Annotated in this window: 11 protein-coding genes and 2 tRNA genes; 4 read left to right on the top strand and 9 right to left on the bottom strand. The window is 43.8% G+C overall.

The window, feature by feature from the left end; translation table 11 throughout:
• Nucleotides 1-74: 74 nt before the first annotated feature.
• The 6 genes from T344_RS0117110 to T344_RS0117085 form a co-directional block, all read right to left on the bottom strand.
• Nucleotides 75-149, bottom strand: a tRNA-Glu gene (locus tag T344_RS0117110).
• A gap of 32 nt (nucleotides 150-181) precedes the next feature.
• A tRNA-Met gene (locus T344_RS0117105) sits at nucleotides 182-258 on the bottom strand.
• A 390-nt stretch (nucleotides 259-648) separates the two neighbouring features.
• Nucleotides 649-1,503: a PIG-L deacetylase family protein gene (locus T344_RS0117100; protein WP_027629722.1), complete on the bottom strand. Its 855-nt coding sequence runs from the start codon at nucleotides 1,501-1,503 to the stop codon at nucleotides 649-651.
• A gap of 30 nt (nucleotides 1,504-1,533) precedes the next feature.
• Nucleotides 1,534-2,571 carry an SIS domain-containing protein gene (locus tag T344_RS0117095; protein ID WP_027629721.1) on the bottom strand — a complete coding sequence of 346 codons (1,038 nt, stop codon included), beginning with the start codon at nucleotides 2,569-2,571 and terminating at the stop codon, nucleotides 1,534-1,536.
• 171 nt (nucleotides 2,572-2,742) lie between these two features.
• Entirely contained in the window at nucleotides 2,743-3,471 is a 729-nt protein-coding gene (locus T344_RS0117090) for a GntR family transcriptional regulator (RefSeq protein WP_027629720.1), read from the bottom strand.
• A 613-nt stretch (nucleotides 3,472-4,084) separates the two neighbouring features.
• Nucleotides 4,085-4,816, bottom strand: a complete 732-nt coding sequence (locus T344_RS0117085) for a hypothetical protein (protein WP_027629719.1) — start codon at nucleotides 4,814-4,816, stop codon at nucleotides 4,085-4,087.
• 185 nt (nucleotides 4,817-5,001) lie between these two features.
• On the opposite strand from T344_RS0117085, the gene T344_RS0117080 reads away from it, so the two are divergent.
• Both T344_RS0117080 and T344_RS0117075 read left to right on the top strand, forming a co-directional pair.
• Nucleotides 5,002-5,859 (top strand): helix-turn-helix domain-containing protein, encoded by an 858-nt coding sequence (locus T344_RS0117080; RefSeq protein ID WP_027629718.1) that lies wholly within the window; start codon nucleotides 5,002-5,004, stop codon nucleotides 5,857-5,859.
• 124 nt (nucleotides 5,860-5,983) lie between these two features.
• On the top strand, nucleotides 5,984-7,690 hold the full coding sequence (locus T344_RS0117075; RefSeq protein WP_027629717.1) for a hypothetical protein: 1,707 nt from the start codon (nucleotides 5,984-5,986) through the stop codon (nucleotides 7,688-7,690).
• Between the two features lie 79 nt (nucleotides 7,691-7,769).
• On the opposite strand, the gene T344_RS0117070 is transcribed toward T344_RS0117075, so the two are convergent.
• The gene (locus tag T344_RS0117070) at nucleotides 7,770-10,805 is read right to left on the bottom strand and encodes an ABC transporter permease (protein WP_027629716.1); all 3,036 of its coding nucleotides are present in this window, start codon (nucleotides 10,803-10,805) and stop codon (nucleotides 7,770-7,772) included.
• Between the two features lie 64 nt (nucleotides 10,806-10,869).
• Nucleotides 10,870-11,571 carry an ABC transporter ATP-binding protein gene (locus T344_RS0117065; protein WP_027629715.1) on the bottom strand — a complete coding sequence of 234 codons (702 nt, stop codon included), beginning with the start codon at nucleotides 11,569-11,571 and terminating at the stop codon, nucleotides 10,870-10,872.
• 331 nt (nucleotides 11,572-11,902) lie between these two features.
• On the opposite strand from T344_RS0117065, the gene T344_RS0117060 reads away from it, so the two are divergent.
• Both T344_RS0117060 and T344_RS0117055 read left to right on the top strand, forming a co-directional pair.
• Entirely contained in the window at nucleotides 11,903-12,157 is a 255-nt protein-coding gene (locus T344_RS0117060) for a hypothetical protein (protein ID WP_027629714.1), read from the top strand.
• Nucleotides 12,158-12,380: 223 nt separating this feature from the next.
• Nucleotides 12,381-13,682: a S1C family serine protease gene (locus tag T344_RS0117055; RefSeq protein ID WP_027629713.1), complete on the top strand. Its 1,302-nt coding sequence runs from the start codon at nucleotides 12,381-12,383 to the stop codon at nucleotides 13,680-13,682.
• A 120-nt stretch (nucleotides 13,683-13,802) separates the two neighbouring features.
• Here T344_RS0117055 and T344_RS0117050 read toward each other — a convergent pair whose 3' ends face one another.
• Nucleotides 13,803-19,460, bottom strand: a complete 5,658-nt coding sequence (locus T344_RS0117050) for a tail fiber domain-containing protein (protein WP_027629712.1) — start codon at nucleotides 19,458-19,460, stop codon at nucleotides 13,803-13,805.
• Nucleotides 19,461-19,478: the final 18 nt, after the last annotated feature.

The following is a 19,478-nucleotide window of genomic DNA, read 5'->3' as shown; positions in this document are numbered from 1 at the left end:
TTCTGCCGCGTTCGCGCCCTCTCGGGTTCGAGTCCCGCATAATCTTTTCATGATTCTATGGAATCTATTCAATTTGGTGACCCATAGGGGACTCGAACCCCTGTTATCGCCGTGAAAGGGCGGTGTCTTAACCACTTGACCAATGGGCCATAAAATAAGCGATAGTACCTATCGCTTGAGATGGTAGCGGCGGTGGGATTTGAACCTACGACCTGCCGGGTATGAACCGGATGCTCTGGCCAACTGAGCTACGCCGCCATTTATGTCTGCCGTTCGTTAACGTGCTTTTACATTATACATAACAACTGTCCTTTATGTCAATAGAAATTTATATTTTTTTTGGACTGTCCAAAAGGCAAACATTGGAGGTAATTACCCGGTTTGTGCCCTGTATTGCTTGGGTATAACAAATAGCGGCAAGTTGCATGCAAAGTAATAATAAACCCTTGTGCTGATTGAAATTCTATTTTGCTTTAAGGATAGATTTAATTGGATCAACCGGTACACAAGTACAACTTCAAGCAATGGAGAGCGCTTTGTGTGCATCATTGCTTGAAGTCAGTATGGAAGTATCGGTATAATCAGAAACAATTTTACTTGCGGAATTGATCAACTAATTCGCACAACGCATTTAATTTAAGCGGTTTTTTAGGGCTGCAGCACCTTTCCCAGCTTGGCTGCCACATCTTCCTCAAAACCTCTGATATAGTTCGTTATGAATTCTATGATTGACATATTGTCATCCTCTATGAGAGGAGTCAGGTCTATGGCATAGCTCAGGGCATCGGACTGGTCCACACTGTGGGATTCCGCATAAGTGGCATTGGCAAGTCTTCTTCCCGAAGTGGCGAGATCATACCGTTTCCCCCCTGCAATCTGTGAATCGAATACACCTACCAGGGCGGCCGACAGGTTTGGATGCTGTGCTACGTCAAATACCACCTTCTGTGAATCCAATACCCAGTCAAGATTTCTCCAGACTTCACAGCCGTACAATTTTTTGGGTCTCTGCTCCTTTGGCAATTCACGGATTGCATGAATTACTTTTGTGACGACGCCCAAATGCGTATCGTGTTTGTCGGCCAGGTTATGTGTATATATGACCTCTGCTCCGGCCTGTGCTATAATGGCTTTTAATTCCTCAATGACTTCTCTGGAACCGGCCGACTTCACCTGTGCGCTTGTGTAATCCAAAAGAGCCAGCGCAGAATACTCACCTACATATGCAGCTTTTTTCTGCTCAACCTTCCTGATCTTTTGCATCTCTTCATCGGTGTAATCCGAATAAATGCCATTCCGGGCACTGCCTGCACCGTTGGTGACCACCACTGCGCCAAACCATTTTTTATCGTTTCCAAAGCACTTGACTATACCGTCATAGGCCATTATCTCAATGTCATCCTGGTGTGCCGAGATAGCCAGATGAGTGGTTCTTGCAAGTGCAGTTTCAATATTTTCCCCATCGGGAATAAACCATTCGGCATTTTTATTATTTAGTTTCATATACATCCTCCTAACAAAGCTTAACAGAATTTATCGTGTAATTGTAACTTTGTTCAAACCTCTCGGGCTGTCAGGATTTAATCCCTTAAGCACTGAAAGCTTGCCGGCGAACATTTGCGCCACTGCCACATTTATAAGAGGCGAGACGTAATCACTTAAATTCTCCGGAATTTCAATACTGCTGTCGCCCATAGCCCTTAATTCCCTATTATTTGAAATAACCAGAATATCAGCTCCGCTGTCCTTCACCTTCTTGACTATTTCTGTAATATCCTTGAATGAAGGTCCCTCCGGCGCATAAATTATCACGGGCATATCCCTCTCCAGCATGGCAAAGGGGCCGTGTTGAAAGTCCGAAACAGCAAAGGCCTTAGCGCGTATATAAGTAGTTTCCTGTATTTTAAGGGCAGCCTCCAGAGCAATGGAATAGTTGATCCCTCTTGCCAGCACAAAACATTCCTTCATAAATCTGTACCTGGTCACTACTTCATCCAGACAGTCGGTCTTTTGGAATAACCGGTTCATGATGTCGGGAACACTTTTTAATTCTTCCAGCAGTTCGGCATTCCGTGCCCATTTTGCTATAAAGTTGATTAAAAGGTAAACCGTAGAGGTAAATGTCTTTGTGGCCGCTACGCTTTTCTCGACCCCTGTGTCACAGAACAAATGAAACTTTGATGCTTCGGCCAGCGGTGAATCAACAAAATTCGTTACACTCATGGTAACCGCTCCCTGTTCGGCTGCCGACTTTACAACCTCAATTGCGTCTGCTGCCTTTCCGGACTGTGAAATTCCTATGACAAAACAGTTTTTCATATTAATACTTTTATTGTACATTGTGAAAACCGAAGGTGCTGCCAATGAAACCGGAATGCCCACAAGAGTTTCAATTGCGTATTTGGCATATACCGCAGCGTGATCCGAGGTCCCTCTTGCAGCTATTATTACAGTAGAAATTTCCCTTGTTTTAAGTTCTTGTATCAGCTCATCAATGACACGGCTGTTAGTTTCGATGGTTTTTTTCAGAACCAGGGGCTGTTCCATTATTTCTTCCCACATTTTAGTCATGTTAACACCTCATTTAATTATTATAGGTATAGTTGTATATACCACTATACCTATATTGTATATCAGCCTTTTATAAATTGCAATGCTAAATAACCATTTGCTGAAAAATTTTTCCCGGTGTTATTATGGCTTCCGTTTGCATGTAAAACAAGACTGGCTTACCGGTTCAGTCTACTCATGATTCATATGGATACGTACACTGTATTTGTATTTGTCCGCACGGTAAACATCTCTTTCGAAGAAGAGCTTTCTGCCCTCTCTGGTATAACTTATCCCCGATATGTTAAGTACAGGTATACCCGCCTCCAGCATCAGCAGCTTCCTGTTCTCCCTGTCCGCCTTTATGGCTTCAATATTATTATCTATATGACTTATTTCAATAGAATAGATATTTTTAAGCTGGTCATAAAGTGACTTGGTGAGATCCAGCCTGTTTATGTCAGGACAGAGCCCCTCGGGAATAAACACTTCTTCGACTGCAATGGGAGTATCATCAGCAAGTCTTAATCTTTTGATCCGGTATAGCTTTTGTTCCGGCTTCAGATCAAGGGCAAGTTTCACATCATAATATTCTTTCTCCTCCGAAAATTCCAATACACGGGTTTTAGGAACCATTCCCAGCCTTTTTACGGTTTCCGAAAAACTCATAATGTTTCGCTGCTCAAACTTGATCTTGTTGACAAAGGTTCCCTTGCCCTTTTCACGGACGAGATAATTTTCAGCAGCCAGCTGATTTATTGCCTGTCTGGCTGTCATACGGCTTATGCCAAGACTCTCGGAAAGCTCTCTCTCGGAAGGTATCAGGCTGCCTGCAGGATATTCACCGGATTTTATTTTATCAAGAATGATATTTTTCAGCTGAAAATAAGCAGGCACAGGACTTTTTTTATCAATAAACATATTAACCTCCTAAGCCATGTTATGGCTTTGAGCCGTCATTGCGGCCACAAAATGTAATGAAAACCTATATCCTTTATCGCAATGTGGCGAATAAAGGAGGTTAATTGGCCATGTGCGCTTTCAAAGTATTGCTAAAATACTTTGAATATTTCGCACGGCCATAAATTCACAGGTTAGTTTTGCAAGACGAACGCAAGTGAAGTCTTTCAAGCTAACCTCCATGAGCCGCAATAGCGGCCACAAAATAATAATGAAATTCTCTTCACACCTCATCCGCTACAAGGCGAATAAATGTTCTTAATTATGGAAATATGGCAGGCTTTAATAATCATTATAACCCCAAACGCGGGTAATGTTAAATAAATAATAAATTAAAACAAAAATCCTCGTGTCATAATCAACACAAGGACCTACAATTTTCAGGAGGAATATATTTTAAGACCAGCCGGCAGATCAAATCCACCAGCCAGAATGGATTGTTTTCACAATACAAATTTTATATGAATACAGCTTATATGTATATGTGAAAATTATAAAAAATTTTATATTGCAAAAAAGATATTATTGTATAATTTTCACCCCCAAAACCTGCTGAACTGCATGAAATCCGCTCCTATTCCGGGCTTCCCCCGAATACGCCTACATACTGCTCCATTAGATAAAACTTTCTGCCGTTCCATTTCAGCACACTTTGCACATAGCCCAGGGAATCCGCATGATACCTGCCGGCTATACTCTGATATCCAAGTAATTCATAAACTCCGTTGCCGTCAAAGTCAATGGGATACAGACCTCCCAGCGGATCAACCCAGCCTTCCACAGGCTGTTTCAGAATGCCTTCCGGAGTATATATCTCATCGAGATATTCCTTTCCTTTATAGGTTATGTCTATTACAAATACTACATTCTTCTCCACGTTTGTAACATTTACCTTATAGTAATCTGCAAATTCAACTTTATAGCTGTAGCGCAGGTTATACTCCTCATAGTCAAAAAGCTGTGCAAGCCGGTTGTTTACATCGGAAAACACATAATAAAACATTATGCCTCCGCTTCCTCCGGAAGCTATACCAATCATGATATCCTTTATTTTATCTCCGGTGAAATCCTGTAAGGTAACCGCAGGAGAATAGCCCGAATCGGATTTCAACCTGGCTCTCTGCTTGATCCCGGTTCTGCCGTCCCGTATTACAAGTGTGATGTTTTGAATATAGCCGCTGTTAGGCGTCCTGGTACCGGTTAGATAAACATAGTCCCTTATGTTGTCCCCGTTGACATCCCCGTAGGCTTCCGCAATTATATTAGTGTCATTACCCAGTTGATCAAATCTTTCGGTATAATACATATTGACCTCCAAAATCTTTCAAACCAACTCCACCTTGCTGCAAAACATATTGGCATTTGAAAAAATCCGTTATAAAAATAGTGCTGGTATATAATATGGAAACCCTTTACATTGGTGAATGGAAATACAATACATAATCATTTATAATATTTAAATAGACTGTTATTTTTAGGAGGAGAGGTTTTATGGAAGCCCGCCATCAAACAACCATAAACAAGTATACCGGACACTTGCCTGTCAACGTCTTTAATACCGACGTACAGGTTTTTCCTCCTCACTGGCATGAAAGAGTTGAAATAGTTTATGTTCTGGGAGAGGAACTTAATATTGGTTTGAACAATTCTGTCTATACCTTGCACAACAGGGATATCCTCATCATTAACATGGGTGAGATACACTACTTTCTGAAGCAGCCCCAAAAATGCGACAGAATAATAATACATTTTGATTTGTCGCTGTTTGAAGAAATCGCTCACAGTATCTCGGGCAGGAGGCTGACAGAGCCCTTAATAACCTGTGATACCTCCGGAGGAAGCAAAGGCTCCCAGGTTCATGAATATTTTGAACGCAATATTTTGGATATTAATAACGAAATCAAAAACAAGGAGCCCGGCTTTGAATTTTTTGTGGCTGCAAGGCTGTGTGAACTGGCTGCGGGAATGATCAGACATATTCCAAACGAAAAGCTCTGTCCTGCCGATAAGAATAAGCAGATAAAAAAGCTGGAGCTGCTGGAAGAGGTAACAAAGTATATCGACAAGAACCTGCACAGGGAAATCAGCCTGTCGGAGGCCGCGAAATATGTTAATTTCAGCAAGTACCATTTCACCAGATTCTTCAAGGATACCACCGGCATGACCTTTTGGAAATATTTAAACAATTATAAGGTATCGAAAGCCGCCAACCGGTTAATAAATTCATCGGATTCTATTCTTGAGATAGCCTTCGATTCGGGCTTTAACAGCATTAAAACTTTTAACCGTGTCTTTAAACAGGTAAGAGGCTGTTCACCCTCCGACTTCAAAAAAGCAATAATTGAGTAGTAACCAGCAAACTTTGGCGAGAAATTTGTCTGAATATTATTTAAAATCAATCTCATAAAATACCTTTTTTCGAAAAGCTGTAAATATTTTATATTTTGCCGTATAAGGCTTATGGGAGGGTTTTATGTCCTACAAAAATTTTTCGGTGTCCATTTTCTTTAATGCGCATGATCTGGAAATACTCAACAGGGATAATTTGCTGGAGGAGTGCTATGAGTTCTTTTCAAAGCACATTGATGTTGACAAGGTTTATCTGGAAACCTACCGCGGCAGTACATATCTGTCAAAGGAGGACATGTTGGCCTGCAAGAATTTTTTCAACAAAAGGGGAGTAAAAGTTTCAGGCGCCATCACCACTACCCAAAAATGCGATATCATCTGGGATTTCCGCTCCTTCTGCTACAGTGACCCTCAGCAGAGAAAGCAATTATGCGATATAGTGGCCTACACTGCAGGTATTTTTGATGAGATCATTCTTGATGATTTTTATTTTACCAACTGCAAGTGTGATTTGTGCATTGAAACCAAGGGCAGCAGCAGCTGGTCCGATTTCAGAACGGCACAGATGGCCGAAGTATCCAAAGAAATCATGAATACGGCAAAACAAATAAATCCTTCTATAAATATGATCATAAAGTATCCCAACTGGTATGATCACCACCAGTTTACAGGTTATACCCCCGGGGATCAGGTCGATATTTTTGACTCTTTTTATACCGGAACCGAAACCAGGGATTCACAGTATACGCAGCAGGTCCTTCAAAGATATCTGGGCTATTTTATAATGAGATATTTCGAGAGCATCAATCCGGGAAAAAATCTCGGGGGCTGGTTTGATACCTTCGACTGTTCCCTGAACGCGTATATGGAGCAGCTGAATATGACCGTTTTTGCCAGGGCAAGAGAAATCACCCTTTTCTGCGCCGGCCTTCTGGCAACCGACTACCGCATATGCGTTCCCGTTGCGGGACATGTTTTCAGTGAGCTGGACAGGTTTGTTGGAGAGTTGGGAGAACCTGTGGGTATTCCCTGCTACAAGCCTTTTAAATCCGGCGGTGAAGATTTCATCCATGGCTACCTGGGAATGCTGGGGCTGCCTTTACAGCCCACTCCAGTATATCCCTCGGACAGCAAACTCCTTTTGCTCACCGAAAGTGCCAAAAAGGATCCCTCTATTGTAAGCAAAATCAAGTCCAGCCTGGCAGCCGGGGGACAGGTTATCATTACGTCGGGTCTTTTGAGGGCACTTAACAGCCAGCTGTCCGACATAGCCGAAATTCACTTCACAGACAGGAAGGCGTTGATCAAGGCCTATGCCGCCACAACCGAGACCTGCTCCTTTAAAGACTATTATCCTTCGGACAGGGAAATTATAATCCCCCATATAGATTTCAAAACCAATGACACCTGGCCAAGAGCAGTAGGAGTGGACAACTTTAATAACCATCCTGTTCTGCTTGAGAACAAATACAGTAAAGGCAAGCTCCATGTTCTGACAATACCTGATAACCCGGGGGATATTTACAGCTATCCGGCAGGAGTACTTAATGTTATAAGGGAGACGGCATCAAGGGAACTGCCTCTTCATATTGAAGCACCTTCTCAAATAGGCCTGTTTTTATATGACAACAATACCTTTATAATTGAATCCTTCAGAGAAACAAACACAGAAGTTACTATCGCAGTTCACAGGGAAAATGCACTGCTCCGCCAGATTTCCACCAACAGGCACAAACTGGGAGCAAAAGCCGAAAGAATTCCGGGTAATGGTGTAACCTATTTCAAAGTGTTCCTGCGCCCGGGTACTTATAAGATACTTGCGATAGATTAAACCTGATTGGGCTATACAGTGCGCCATCACTTGTAGTATATATGTGTAAATGTGTGAATAAAGCGTCCATATGGGCGCTTTATTCAACCGATTTCAAGGATTCTGTCATACTGATCCTCTTCAGCTTATAGTGCATTACAAGATTGACCAAAACTGCAAAGACCACAGTGAGCACTGCTGCCATAAGGTAACTGTACCAGTATATTTCCCTTCCAAACATTACAACATCAATTTCCGCGGTTTCCAGCACAAATCTGTTCAGGACAATTCCTCCCAGGAGGCCTATGCTGATATTTACAAGTGTCAGAATAATATTTTCCCGGAACACATATTCCGACACCTCCAGGTCATAGAACCCCAATACCTTGATACTTGCTATTTCTCTGACCCTTTCAGTTATATTTATGTTTGTCAGATTGTATAATACCACAAAAGCGAGGGCTCCGGCAGAAATGATCATTACAAGTACTATGCTGTTCAAATTCCCCACCATATCGCTGAAATTCTGTTCATTGGTCCTGTTGAAGTTCATTTGAATTACTGCCGCCTTGCTGACAAGCTGGGAGCTTATCTCATCATCCGCTTCCGGGGATACGTTTTTCTCCTTTACCAGAATGCTGTTAAATACCGGTTTTTCTCCAAATTCCTTTTGGTACAGAGTCCTGGTCATATATACATAATGCAATGTGTAATTTTCATTGATAGCTGCAATCTTCACCTCTACACTCTTAAAGTCCCCGTCCTTTATTGTCATCCTGTCTCCAACCTTAAGCTTCAATACCTTTGCAAGCTTTTCCCCTATTACGGCACCGTCGTCGGTAAGCTTGAGAGGTTCTTTACCCTGCATGCTGTGAACCGAAATGAACTGGCTCAATTTTTCATTATCCTCGGGTATTATGAGATTGATCTTCTGCCAGTCCTCCTGATAGCCCGCATCAAAATTTTTAAGGCGGACACTCAGCATTTTCTCCACATTGCTGTTGGCCCGCAGAGTGTTGACCACCTCCAGTTTATCCTGTTCTTTTGCATTTTCATCTATAATAATCATTGCATTGAATTTGAAAACCTCACCATACTGCCTCGGAACAATGCTGGAAATGGCGTCCCTCAATCCGAAACCCGCCAGCATCAGTGCAGTACAGCCTGCCACCCCCAGCAGCGTCATAAACAGTCTCTTTTTGTACCTGAATAGATTCCTGATGGTCACTTTGCTGAAAAAATTCAGCCTGTTCCAGATAAAGGGCACTCTCTCCAGAAGCACTCTTTTCCCCATTTTGGGTGCTTTGGGTCTCATTAAAGAGGAGGGCTGTTCGGTGAGTTCCCTGTAACAGGCCGAATATACCGCCAGTGAAGTGCAGGCCAGCGCTCCCAGGGTTATCCAGAATGCGTAATCAATTCTGAAGGGCATAATGGTGGGCGGCAGCCGGTAAAGCATGCTGTAAGCATTGGTTATGACAAACGGAAACAGCTTGAGACCAATGGACAGTCCTGCAGTGCTTCCGGTCATGCTTGCAATGGCAGCATAAACAAGGTACTTGGATGCTATGGCAAAACTACTGTAGCCCAGGGCTTTAAGAGTTCCAATCTGAATTCTCTGCTCTTCAACCATCCTTGTCATTGTTGTCAGGCATACAAAGGCCGCAACGAAAAAGAAGAAAACAGGAAATATTTTTGCTATGGCATCTATTCTCTTTGTATCCTCGGAATAGGAAGTGTAACCAGGATTATTATTTCTGTCCGTTATATACCACTGGGGTTTCTTTATATCCTTGACCTTCTGCTCTGCCTGGGCGATTTCTTTTCTTGCAGTCTCAAGCTTCTTATCCGATTCATTCTTTTGTTTTTCGTATTCGGCACGTCCCTCTTCCAGCTTTTTCTCCGACTGTTCCAGCTTCAGCGCCGCCTCTTTTAGTTTTTCGCCACCTTCTCTTTTTTGTTTTTCAAAAAGTGCTCTTTGTTTAACAAGTTCCTTCGCTCCCGCATCGAGTTCCAGTCTGGTATTTTTCAATCCTGCTTCAATTGCAGCTGCTTGAGGTGCGGGCATTCCATCCTTGTTTTGTTCAAATAGCTTCAAATTTTCAGAATATCCTGTATCTCCGCTTTGGAGCCTGTTTTCAGCCTGTTCAAGCCCGGCTTCTGAAGCTGTAACCATCTGATTGTATATTTTCCTCTGGCTTTCAAGCTCAAGCTTTCCGCTTTTTATAGCAGCCTCACCTTTTTTAAGGTCATCCAGTGCTCCGGCCAATTTTACCTGCTGTTCCTTTTCACCTTCAGCCAGCTCCTTCTTGGAAACCTCAAGCTTTTGCACCGCCTCACTGTAGACTTCATTGTAGCGCTGTTCCTCACGGTCTTCGGCAATATCCTCAAACTTTTCCCTGTCTGTTTTCACCGCTTCCCTGTAAGCATCACCGAAGGCTGAAAGCCCCTTTGTACTCTGCAGCGTAATATTTAAATCTGTGTAAACCTCCATATTAAAGTCCTCTTCAGGAATGATGGCATACAGTGCCACCGTTCCGTTTCCAAGACTTGAGGTCCCCTTTTCGAAAGTCAGGTAATAAGGCGTTTCAACATGCCCCACAACCTTATAAGTTGACTGCTTCAGGTAATCCGTTATTGCCCTGTCCTCCCTGCCGGAATTCAGAGAGATTTCTTCTCCGACAGCAATATTTACACCCCCGATTTTACCTTTTTCAACTGCACACTCCCCCGGCCTTTCGGGCAGTCTTCCCTCTATTACCCTATACCTGTTAAGATATCCCCCGGTTTCCTGCTTCAGCTTATCCAGGGGAATGGAATGCAGCTTGGCAACTTTGTCCTCATTACCGGCCTTTATTATTGCATCAATGCTGTAAGCAGGCATCATCTCCCTGACGGCAGGACTGTTTTTCACCGTCTCGACATCCTCTTTATTAAATCCATATGTAGATACCAGCCTGAGATCCATCAGTTTGTATTCTTCAAAATACTTGTCGGCCGTCAGCTGCATGTCGGGACATGTGACCTTGACTCCCGCAAAGAAACCGGTACCCAGTGCGATTATTGCAAATATGGCTATAAACCTGCTTCTTGTCCTCCACATTTCTCTGAATGTATCTTTTAGATGAGCGTTTTTCATATAACCTCCATATTCCAGGTGGACATCAGCCTCCGGACTCCATCTGAATACTTTTGTATACTTGTTACCATTCTATATCCTCAACATTGACAGGATTGTCATTTAAAACCATACTCTCCACCCTGCTGTTTTTTATTTTTATTATCCTGTCTGCCATAGGTGCTATAGCCAGATTGTGGGTAATTACTATAACTGTCATTCCATTCTGCCTGCAAGTATCCTGCAGCAGCTTGAGAATACTCTTTCCGGTAGTATAATCCAGTGCTCCCGTGGGTTCATCGCACAAGAGCAGCTTGGGTTTCTTGGCAAGCGCCCTGGCTATGGCGACGCGCTGCTGCTCTCCGCCTGAAAGCTGGGCAGGAAAATTGACCAGTCTGTCTCCCAGGCCCACTTCAACCAGAATCTGCCCGGCATCCATGGGATCCTTGCAGATCTGTGAAGCCAGTTCAACATTTTCTTTTGCAGTAAGGTTCTGGATAAGGTTGTAAAACTGGAATACGAAACCTATCTTGTACCTTCTGTAGGTTATGAGCTGTCTGGGCTTATATTCATTTATCCTCTGTCCGTCAACAATTATCTCACCTTCATCACAGGTATCCATCCCTCCGAGAATATTGAGTACGGTGGTTTTTCCCGCACCGCTCGGGCCGACTATAACTACAAATTCTCCCCTGTTTATCTCAAAGTTTATTCCATTTGCGGCATTAATGGTAACCTGCCCCATTTTATACCGCTTGAACACATTTTTAAATTCAACAAATCCCATATATGCCTCCATTATTTTTTTATCATTGTTATCTTCAATTATATGTGCATACAAGCCGGAAAAGCTGCTGTTGCAAAATGAGCAAATGAAAATCATTTCTAATATTTAATTATATATCTGGAAAACGAATATTAGATAGGTAATTTTGAAAATTTTGCATACTTTTTTACTGGTTTTTATAGTGAAATTAACCTCTTCAACCGGTATAAATATGCCTCCTGGAGGGTATAAATAATAATGCCACTTTCATACTTCGCAGCAATTCTCTCCACGATTTGAAACGTTTATTCCCATAAGAAAGTGAGTTTAATATTAATCGCCAGGTGAATTTATGATAATTCAGTGTGAAAGGAAGGAATTTATTCTGCAGGACGATCTGATAGCCATAACCCGCGATGATAAGTTTATCGGCTACGGCAAGGTTATCGCAGTACTTGAAGAGCACGTGCTTGTTGATGTTGATGCAAATGCCAGTAAATCATTATTTGAAATTTTCAGTGAAGAAATACCTTGTGATTTCACCTTTGTCAATGAGAAATATTGTCCGGAAAGCGGTGAATTGAAGAAAGATACAGAGGGCAGGTGATACATTACCTGCTCTATTTATTTTGCCGGAAAAATACCATTGCTCGCTTCCTCTGCCATTCGTTAACAATTTGTTCTAAATTTTATAACAAATTATTAATTAATTCTTCGTAAAATATACATAATTAATAGCTATCATATAAGCATAAGGTAATTCACAAAAAAACATATGCTTTATTATTAAATACTTATAAGCGTCCAACAGACGCGGAAGGGAGTCGGTTATGAATAATAATTTTAACAACGATGACTGGAACAGCCAAAGTCAATATAACTTTAATTATGATAATCAGGGATATTACAAGGAAATAGTGGTTCAGCCCAGAAAAAAACGGAGCGGCAGATTTATTACTTATCTTTCGCTGGTTCTGGTAACCTCACTGGTAACCAGCTTTGCAGTGGGCGGTGTTATGTATTCGAATTTCTCCCGGCAGCTGGACAGCCAGGTAAACTCTCTAAAACAAGCTGCCGTCACCCAAACCTCGAGTGATGGAGGTTCATCGCCTACAAAGCTTTCCACAGCAACTGACAATGTAAAGGCCACAAATTTGTTCAGCACGGGCACGGGTGAACTGACCGTGGCACAGATAGCAAAAAAAGTCGGACCGTCAATAGTGGGAATTAAAATGTCGGTTCCAAATACAAGGCAGTCACCTTTTTACAGCAGCAGGTCCTCAACCTCCGACTCTGAAGGTTCAGGAATTATTTTTACAGAGGACGGCTATATAATAACAAACTATCATGTGGTACAATACGCCGACCCCAAGAATGGTGCTGCCAATACTGCACTGACCGTTTATCTGCCGGATAAAAGGGAAGCAAAGGCCAAATTTATCGGCGGTGACAGTGAAAATGATCTTGCGGTTATAAAAATTGATCTGACAAACCTTCCTGCCGCAGAGCTGGGTGATTCGTCAGAGGTCGAAGTTGGAGATCCAGCAGTTGCCATAGGCAATCCGCTGGGTATGGAATTTGCCGGTTCAGTCACCTATGGAGTTATAAGTGCCCTGAACAGGCAGCTGAAAACAGGAGATAACAGCTTGACCCTTATTCAGACTGATGCAGCTATAAATCCGGGCAACAGCGGTGGTGCCCTTGTAAATAAAAAAGGACAGGTAATCGGAATAAATTCAGCAAAAATTTCAGTTGAAGGCATTGAAGGACTGGGCTTTGCAATCCCTATGAACACTGCGAAACCCATAGTTGATCAGTTAAAGACCTATGGATATGTAAAAGGAAAGCCATTGATCGGAATATCCGCCCAGGAGGTCACAGCCGAAATCTCCAGAATGTATGATCTGCCCGTCGGAGTTTATATCTCCGAAGTCACACAGGGAGGAGCTGCCGAAGCTGCCGGTATCCATAAAGGGGATGTCCTTGTAAAACTTGACGGTTCAAAGATAGAATCCATGGCCGACCTGGATGCCGTCAAAAAAAACCATAAAGCCGGTGATACTGTGAGTGCCGTAGTTTCAAGAGACGGTAAGGAAGTTACCTTGAGTATAACCTTCAGTGAAGACAAATAAGAAATTATCCAAAATTCGTATAAACCCCATATCGTGGTTGGTTTTACCCCTATTAAATTCACAAGGAGGCCCGTGACAAAAATCACGGGCTTCCTTGTTTCAATTCAATGGAATGATATATCAGGCACCTGTTAATTGGGCAACCTGCTTTTGCAACGTATTCAGTTGTTTCTTCACGGCAGTCATTTCGGTCTGCTGTTTTTTAACTACCGAGGTCAGCACCGCTACTATATCCATTATTGAAATAGCCTGGGAGTCCGAAGTCGTAAATATTCCCGGCACATCTTCGGCAATAAACCCGATATTATGTTTCTTCAGATAGTTATTCTTGTAGTCGAAAGTAACCGGATTCAGCTTTTTCAGCAATTCCAGGGCTGTTTTTACAGGCAGCTCCTCGATATTCTCCTTGTAAACCGCCGAAGAAGTCTGGGCAACACCTGCTGCTGTGATATTACTTGCCTGTATAACACCTTCGATATCCAGTTTTATTCCGTCATCCGGGGTCTTGCCGATACCTACATCTCCTGTAGGAGTTATCCTGATGGCTTCACTTCCGTTATCGGAATAGAGAACCGGGTGTTTATGTCCTACAAACTCCACAGGCTTCATATCGTCGGCTGCCCCTGCCATCCATATCTTACCGGTGCTGTCCCAGCTGATTTTACCTTTTACGGTATCAGCAGTTTCAATTCCGCTGCTCAGTGTAAGAATACCTGTTATGTCGGCTGCGGCGGCTTTCAGCTTGCCGTTGTTTACCGTCAGATTGGTTGCAGTCAGGCTTGTCGCTGTAATAGTTGCTGCTGTGGCAGTTCCTGTACTAAGACTTCCTGCCGAGAGAGCTCCGCTTATATCTGCGCTGGCTGCTGTCACTTTTCCGCTTATACCCGCATCTCCGGTCACATCCAGCTTTTTAAGGGGGTTGGTGTTGCCGATTCCCATATTTCCGCCCTTAACTGTCATAACACCGGTAATGCTGATGATTTCAGGATGGGTATGCCCTTCAAGGGAAATGCTGTTCATGTCCCCGTCTATGCCGGCCCTCCATTTTTTATCTGTTTCGCTCCAGAGGATCTGCGCTTTCTTTTCGTTGCCTGCACGGGTCAATTCAATACCGCTGTTGACATTGAGCGCTCCGCTGACATTGACATTTCCCGCATTCAATGTAGCTGCCCCGAGAATACCCGAGATAGCCGCTTCGGCTCCGGAAATTTTACCGGTTGTGTAGAATTCTGCTGCTGAGGTTTTACCGGTAGTATAGAATTCTCCAGCCGTTACCTTTGCACTGATTTTAGCATTTCCGGACACCTCCAGCTTTTCAGAGGGAGAAGCCGTACCGATCCCGATCTTGCTGTCTTTTACAGTCATAACTTCCGTTATGGCAGTGAGCTCGTCATGCTGATGGTCCTTGAAGCCCAATGTCTTCATATCAGTTGCAGTGCCGGCCTGCCAGACATCCTCCCTCTCATTCCATATGAGAAGTGCGCTGGGTGCTGTTCCGCCCCTGAAGGCTTCTATTCCGGCATCCTTATCTGCCGGGTCTTTCTGTGGATCATATTTATTTATTGTTATAATATTGTCTTCCACATCAAGATTGGTGGCATTGACTGTAACAACCTCACCGTTTACAGTAAGATTTCCGCCGACTGTCAGATTTTTTGTTATCATTCCGTCAACGGACTTCATAACACCGCTGATATCGGCATTGGCACCCTTTAAAGTTGCCTCCGCGGTTATTGAACCCGAGGCTGCTATCCCTACGGCCTTTATGTTCCCGCTGACATCAAGTTTTGCATCTGCCGCTGATTTTCCTATCGCAACATTTCCGCTGCCGTCAACATTCACTGCAGCCGAACTTCCCGAATACAAGCTGTTATGAGTATGTCCTGCCAGTGATATGTTCTTGAGACTGTTCTCCAAACCTGCCTGCCAGGTATCGCTGTCTTCATTCCAGTATAATTTTGCGATCTCTTCACCCGGAGCTCTGTACACTTCATAGCATTCCCTTGCCGTGACCTTTCCTCCGAACACAGCACTGCCGGATGTTTCCACAGTATTTTTAACGGTTATTTTACCATTAATGATTGTATCCCCCGATACATCCAGTCTTGCCTTTGGGTCCTGAGTGCCTATGGAAACATTCCCATACTGGTCCGACTTGACAGAAACTGTTTGATTGTCCTTGGCATAAAGATTATTTTGTTGTCGGGAATCACCGGATGATATCTCCTTCAGATCATCGCCCACACCGTAATACCAGCCCTGTGTATCCTCATCCCATACAATTCTGGCCGGATCGCGCTTTAATACCTCAGTATTCCTGTCTACTTCTATCCCCTTTTTAAGGGAAAGATCGTCCATTTTAAGGGAAAAATCGCCCATAACCTGAAGACTTCCGGTAATTTCAGCACTTCCGGCCGTTAAAATCCCGGTAACGTTGGAATCACCTGTAACCTCCATATTACCGTTTACAATTGCATTCCCTGAAACATCAAGTCTCTCTTTGGGCGCCTGGTTTCCAATACCGACTTTACCGGTGCTGTCGGCGCATATAAAACCTTCCTGACCGACTCCTATAATCCATTGATTTGTATCTGTGATCCATTTGATAACGGGGTCGGGTTCTTCTCCCCTGTCGATCTGTATACCGTCTTTAACCCTAAGGCTGCCATTTATATATGCACTTCCCGCATTTATCTCATCGTCAATGATTGCCGAAGCGGAATGTATACTCCCATCCTGGCTTATCCTTAAGAGCTTCGGACTGTTGGCCATACCGATCTTCCAGTTGCCGTTGGTTTCATCCCAGGCCAGTATGGCGCTGTTCTCAGTAACCCCCCTGTAAACTGAAATCGTACTGTCAACCTTTTTCAGCTCCCCTGTATCAAACCTGTTCAGAATAAGGGAATTGCCGATTATTTCTATGTTTGAACTGCTTATCCGGGTCAGGCCGCCTTTAACCTCCAGATTTCCAAGTACAGCCAGATCCTGACCTACTGTGAGGTCATGGGCAACATCTATATTTCCCGAAACCCGTGTACTTAAGGCAAGTATATCTCCTTTTTCATTATAGATCTGGCCGTGGCTGTGCAGGGAGTCTGCATTCTTCTTTGCTGTGAGCTTCTCCCATGCCTTTCCCGAGGGAACTTCCCTCAAATCTTCTCCCAGACCCATTTTCCAGATTCCTGCATTTTCATCCCAGATCATCCTGGCCTTTGGTTTTGCTTCACCGCGGAATATTTCTATGCCGCTCTCATTCAGCGGAGGATTTTCTCCGGTAAACTTGTTCAGAATCAATGTATTGCCGTCAACTTCACTGTCTATCTTTTTAATTACATTGTCTACCGAGCTCAGGTTTCCCAATACTTCAAGATCGCCCGATATGGTCATCGGACCGCTGACAGCCAGTGTTCCGGTAACTTTTGTATTCTTGTTTATACTGATGTCACCGCTGGAGTTTACATTTATCACAGGGGTACCTTTTTTGTCACTTACTACGCTGTGGGTATGGAGCGTATCGGCTGAAGACATTTTGGTGAGTGAATCCCATTTATCCCCATATGGCAAATCCTTCATATTGTCCCCGGTGCCGATCTTCCACTTTTTCTCTGCCTCATTCCAGACAATTTTAGCATTGGGGTCGGATCCCCGGTAGACCTCCAGCCCTCCCTCATTACTTATGGGCTGACTTCTTCCGGTGTATTTGTTTACTACAATTACATTGTCATCAACTTCAATTGTCTTTACGTTCTTAACGGTCTTGGTCCCGTCAACCTGAAGATCCCCTTTTACTACAATCGAACCCTCGAGGGAGACATCACCCTTTATTGAAGCATTGCTCCCGACGGAAATATCGCCGGTTACAGTCAGATCACTGCCTATTTTGGTGTTTCCGTCACTGTCTATATAAACTACCGCAGCATCCTCTTCGTCTACAAGGCTCCCGTGCCTGTGCAGCTGATCGGCATTTTGACCGTGCGTCAGATATTCCAGTTCAATGCCGCTGGGTATGACCGTCATGCTGCTGCCTGTACCAATCTTCCAGCTGTCGCTGCCTTCGTCCCATATAAGTCTTGCATTTGGCAATTCGTCTCCGCGGTATACCTCCAAACCACCTTCAAAAAAAGGTGTCTGATTATCGTCAGGCTTGTTTACCAGTATGACGTTTTTTGTTACAATCTGTTCAATCTCCTGGTATTGCTTTCCCTTTAAAGCAATCAGTTCTCCTTCTACAATGAGATTCTTTGCCACTGAGAGATCGGAATAGACTTTCACATCCCCTGTGGGAGTCGCACCCATTACCAGTGTTCTGTCACTGTTATAAAATTCACTGTGGTTATGAAGCATATCTGCATTTGTTCCCGTGGTCAGGTCCTGCCAGGACTGTCCGTAGGGAATGTTGTACATGTCGGCTCCAAGTCCTATCTGCCAGTGCTTGTCGGTTTCATTCCACACCAGCTTGGCATTGTCCTTCTCACTGGGGACTTCAATACCGCTCTTTGCTACCACACTTCCGTTGACTATAACTTTATTCTTAATATTTACATTTCCACTGTCGTCTGCAGTCAGGACGGGATTATCATCCGGATCGCTGATAGTACCATGCTTGTGGAGGGTGTCGGCATTTGAGCCGTCATGCATCTTATCCCAATCAGGGCCATAAGCCAGATCATATATTCCGCTTTCCGCTTCATTTCCGCCGGCATCGGTCCCCGCTCTCCAGGTCCCCTTGTTCTCATCCCACAAAAGCTTTGCATTTGGTATGGTCCCGCCCCTGAATACCTCCACCCCGCTGCTCTGCATCCTGGGTTCGGTTTCATCCTGGTTGGGAGTGTACTTGTTAACAGTTAGCATATTTCCGGTCATAACAACATTTGTTGTATTTAATGTTGTATTCTCTCCGTTCACACTCAAACCCCCGGCAGCTGAAAGGGTTCCTGTTACGGCTGCATTTTTTGCAATTTTAACCGCTCCGCTGGAATCAACCTTAAAAACTTCACTGTTGTTTGCATTAACCGTGAAAACGCCGTTAACGCTGGCATTACCGTTTGTTTTCAACTCACCGCTGATAACCTTTCCGGAAAACTTGGTATAGGGTGAACGTACTTCAAGGCCGTCATTCTGCCCCAGTGTCCGGTCAATTAATCCACCTATGCTGGGCAGGTTCAGTTTGTCCTTTTCGCCTATGTATATTTTTGCAAATTCCTGTGCCGTACCCTGAGTAACGGCATATTTACGGACCTGGGTTATACCGTCGGATTCTTTTTCGGACACTTCGCCTATTACCTTTCCGCCCGAACTGGAAGGAATCAGTCTTACTCTGGCTAAAACGATTTCCCTGCTGGGATCGACAGGCGGCTTGCTGCTGTGTTTTATCCTGCCGCGCTCCCATATGTGTATTTCCTTGTCTCCGCCCTTTTTACTGTCTTTGTCGGCATCAGCCTCTTCATATACTGCCGTAATATATATATCGGTATTTACATCATACTCCGATAAATCAACAGGGTTGTCAGGATGGCCGTCACAAATCCAGATTTCCTGGCTGAACTTCTCATTTGTATCATCCTTTGCTATTCTATTGAGCGCAAGCCCCTGTGATACAGTGACCTTGGGATAGCCACCCACCGGGTTGACGGCCAGCCCGTCTACAACTCCCCAGTCGTGAAAAAATCTGTTATGAAGACGCTGAAGTTTCATGTGGTATTCCTGCTCAAGAGCAAGGTCTTCTTCTTTCAGCAACAAACCGTTAAAATACTTCATACGCTTGATTTGGTTTGACATTTTTCGTTCCTCCGAATT

This window comes from Ruminiclostridium cellobioparum DSM 1351 = ATCC 15832 (assembly GCF_000621505.1).
GTDB lineage: Bacteria > Bacillota > Clostridia > Acetivibrionales > DSM-1351 > Ruminiclostridium > Ruminiclostridium cellobioparum.
Note: the sequence above shows the minus strand (reverse complement) of the source record. Positions and strands in the feature narration are given on the sequence as shown.

What these genes read in the sequence shown, in the direction of transcription:
- T344_RS0117100 (WP_027629722.1), bottom strand. Translation starts at nt 1,503, where the DNA reads ATGAAACTAAATAATAAAAATGCCGAATGGTTTATTCCCGATGGGGAA.
- T344_RS0117055 (WP_027629713.1), top strand. Translation starts at nt 12,381, where the DNA reads ATGAATAATAATTTTAACAACGATGACTGGAACAGCCAAAGTCAATAT.
- T344_RS0117065 (WP_027629715.1), bottom strand. Translation starts at nt 11,571, where the DNA reads ATGGGATTTGTTGAATTTAAAAATGTGTTCAAGCGGTATAAAATGGGG.
- T344_RS0117050 (WP_027629712.1), bottom strand. Translation starts at nt 19,460, where the DNA reads ATGTCAAACCAAATCAAGCGTATGAAGTATTTTAACGGTTTGTTGCTG.
- T344_RS0117085 (WP_027629719.1), bottom strand. Translation starts at nt 4,816, where the DNA reads ATGTATTATACCGAAAGATTTGATCAACTGGGTAATGACACTAATATA.
- T344_RS0117080 (WP_027629718.1), top strand. Translation starts at nt 5,002, where the DNA reads ATGGAAGCCCGCCATCAAACAACCATAAACAAGTATACCGGACACTTG.
- T344_RS0117090 (WP_027629720.1), bottom strand. Translation starts at nt 3,471, where the DNA reads ATGTTTATTGATAAAAAAAGTCCTGTGCCTGCTTATTTTCAGCTGAAA.
- T344_RS0117060 (WP_027629714.1), top strand. Translation starts at nt 11,903, where the DNA reads ATGATAATTCAGTGTGAAAGGAAGGAATTTATTCTGCAGGACGATCTG.
- T344_RS0117070 (WP_027629716.1), bottom strand. Translation starts at nt 10,805, where the DNA reads ATGAAAAACGCTCATCTAAAAGATACATTCAGAGAAATGTGGAGGACA.
- T344_RS0117095 (WP_027629721.1), bottom strand. Translation starts at nt 2,571, where the DNA reads ATGACTAAAATGTGGGAAGAAATAATGGAACAGCCCCTGGTTCTGAAA.
- T344_RS0117075 (WP_027629717.1), top strand. Translation starts at nt 5,984, where the DNA reads ATGTCCTACAAAAATTTTTCGGTGTCCATTTTCTTTAATGCGCATGAT.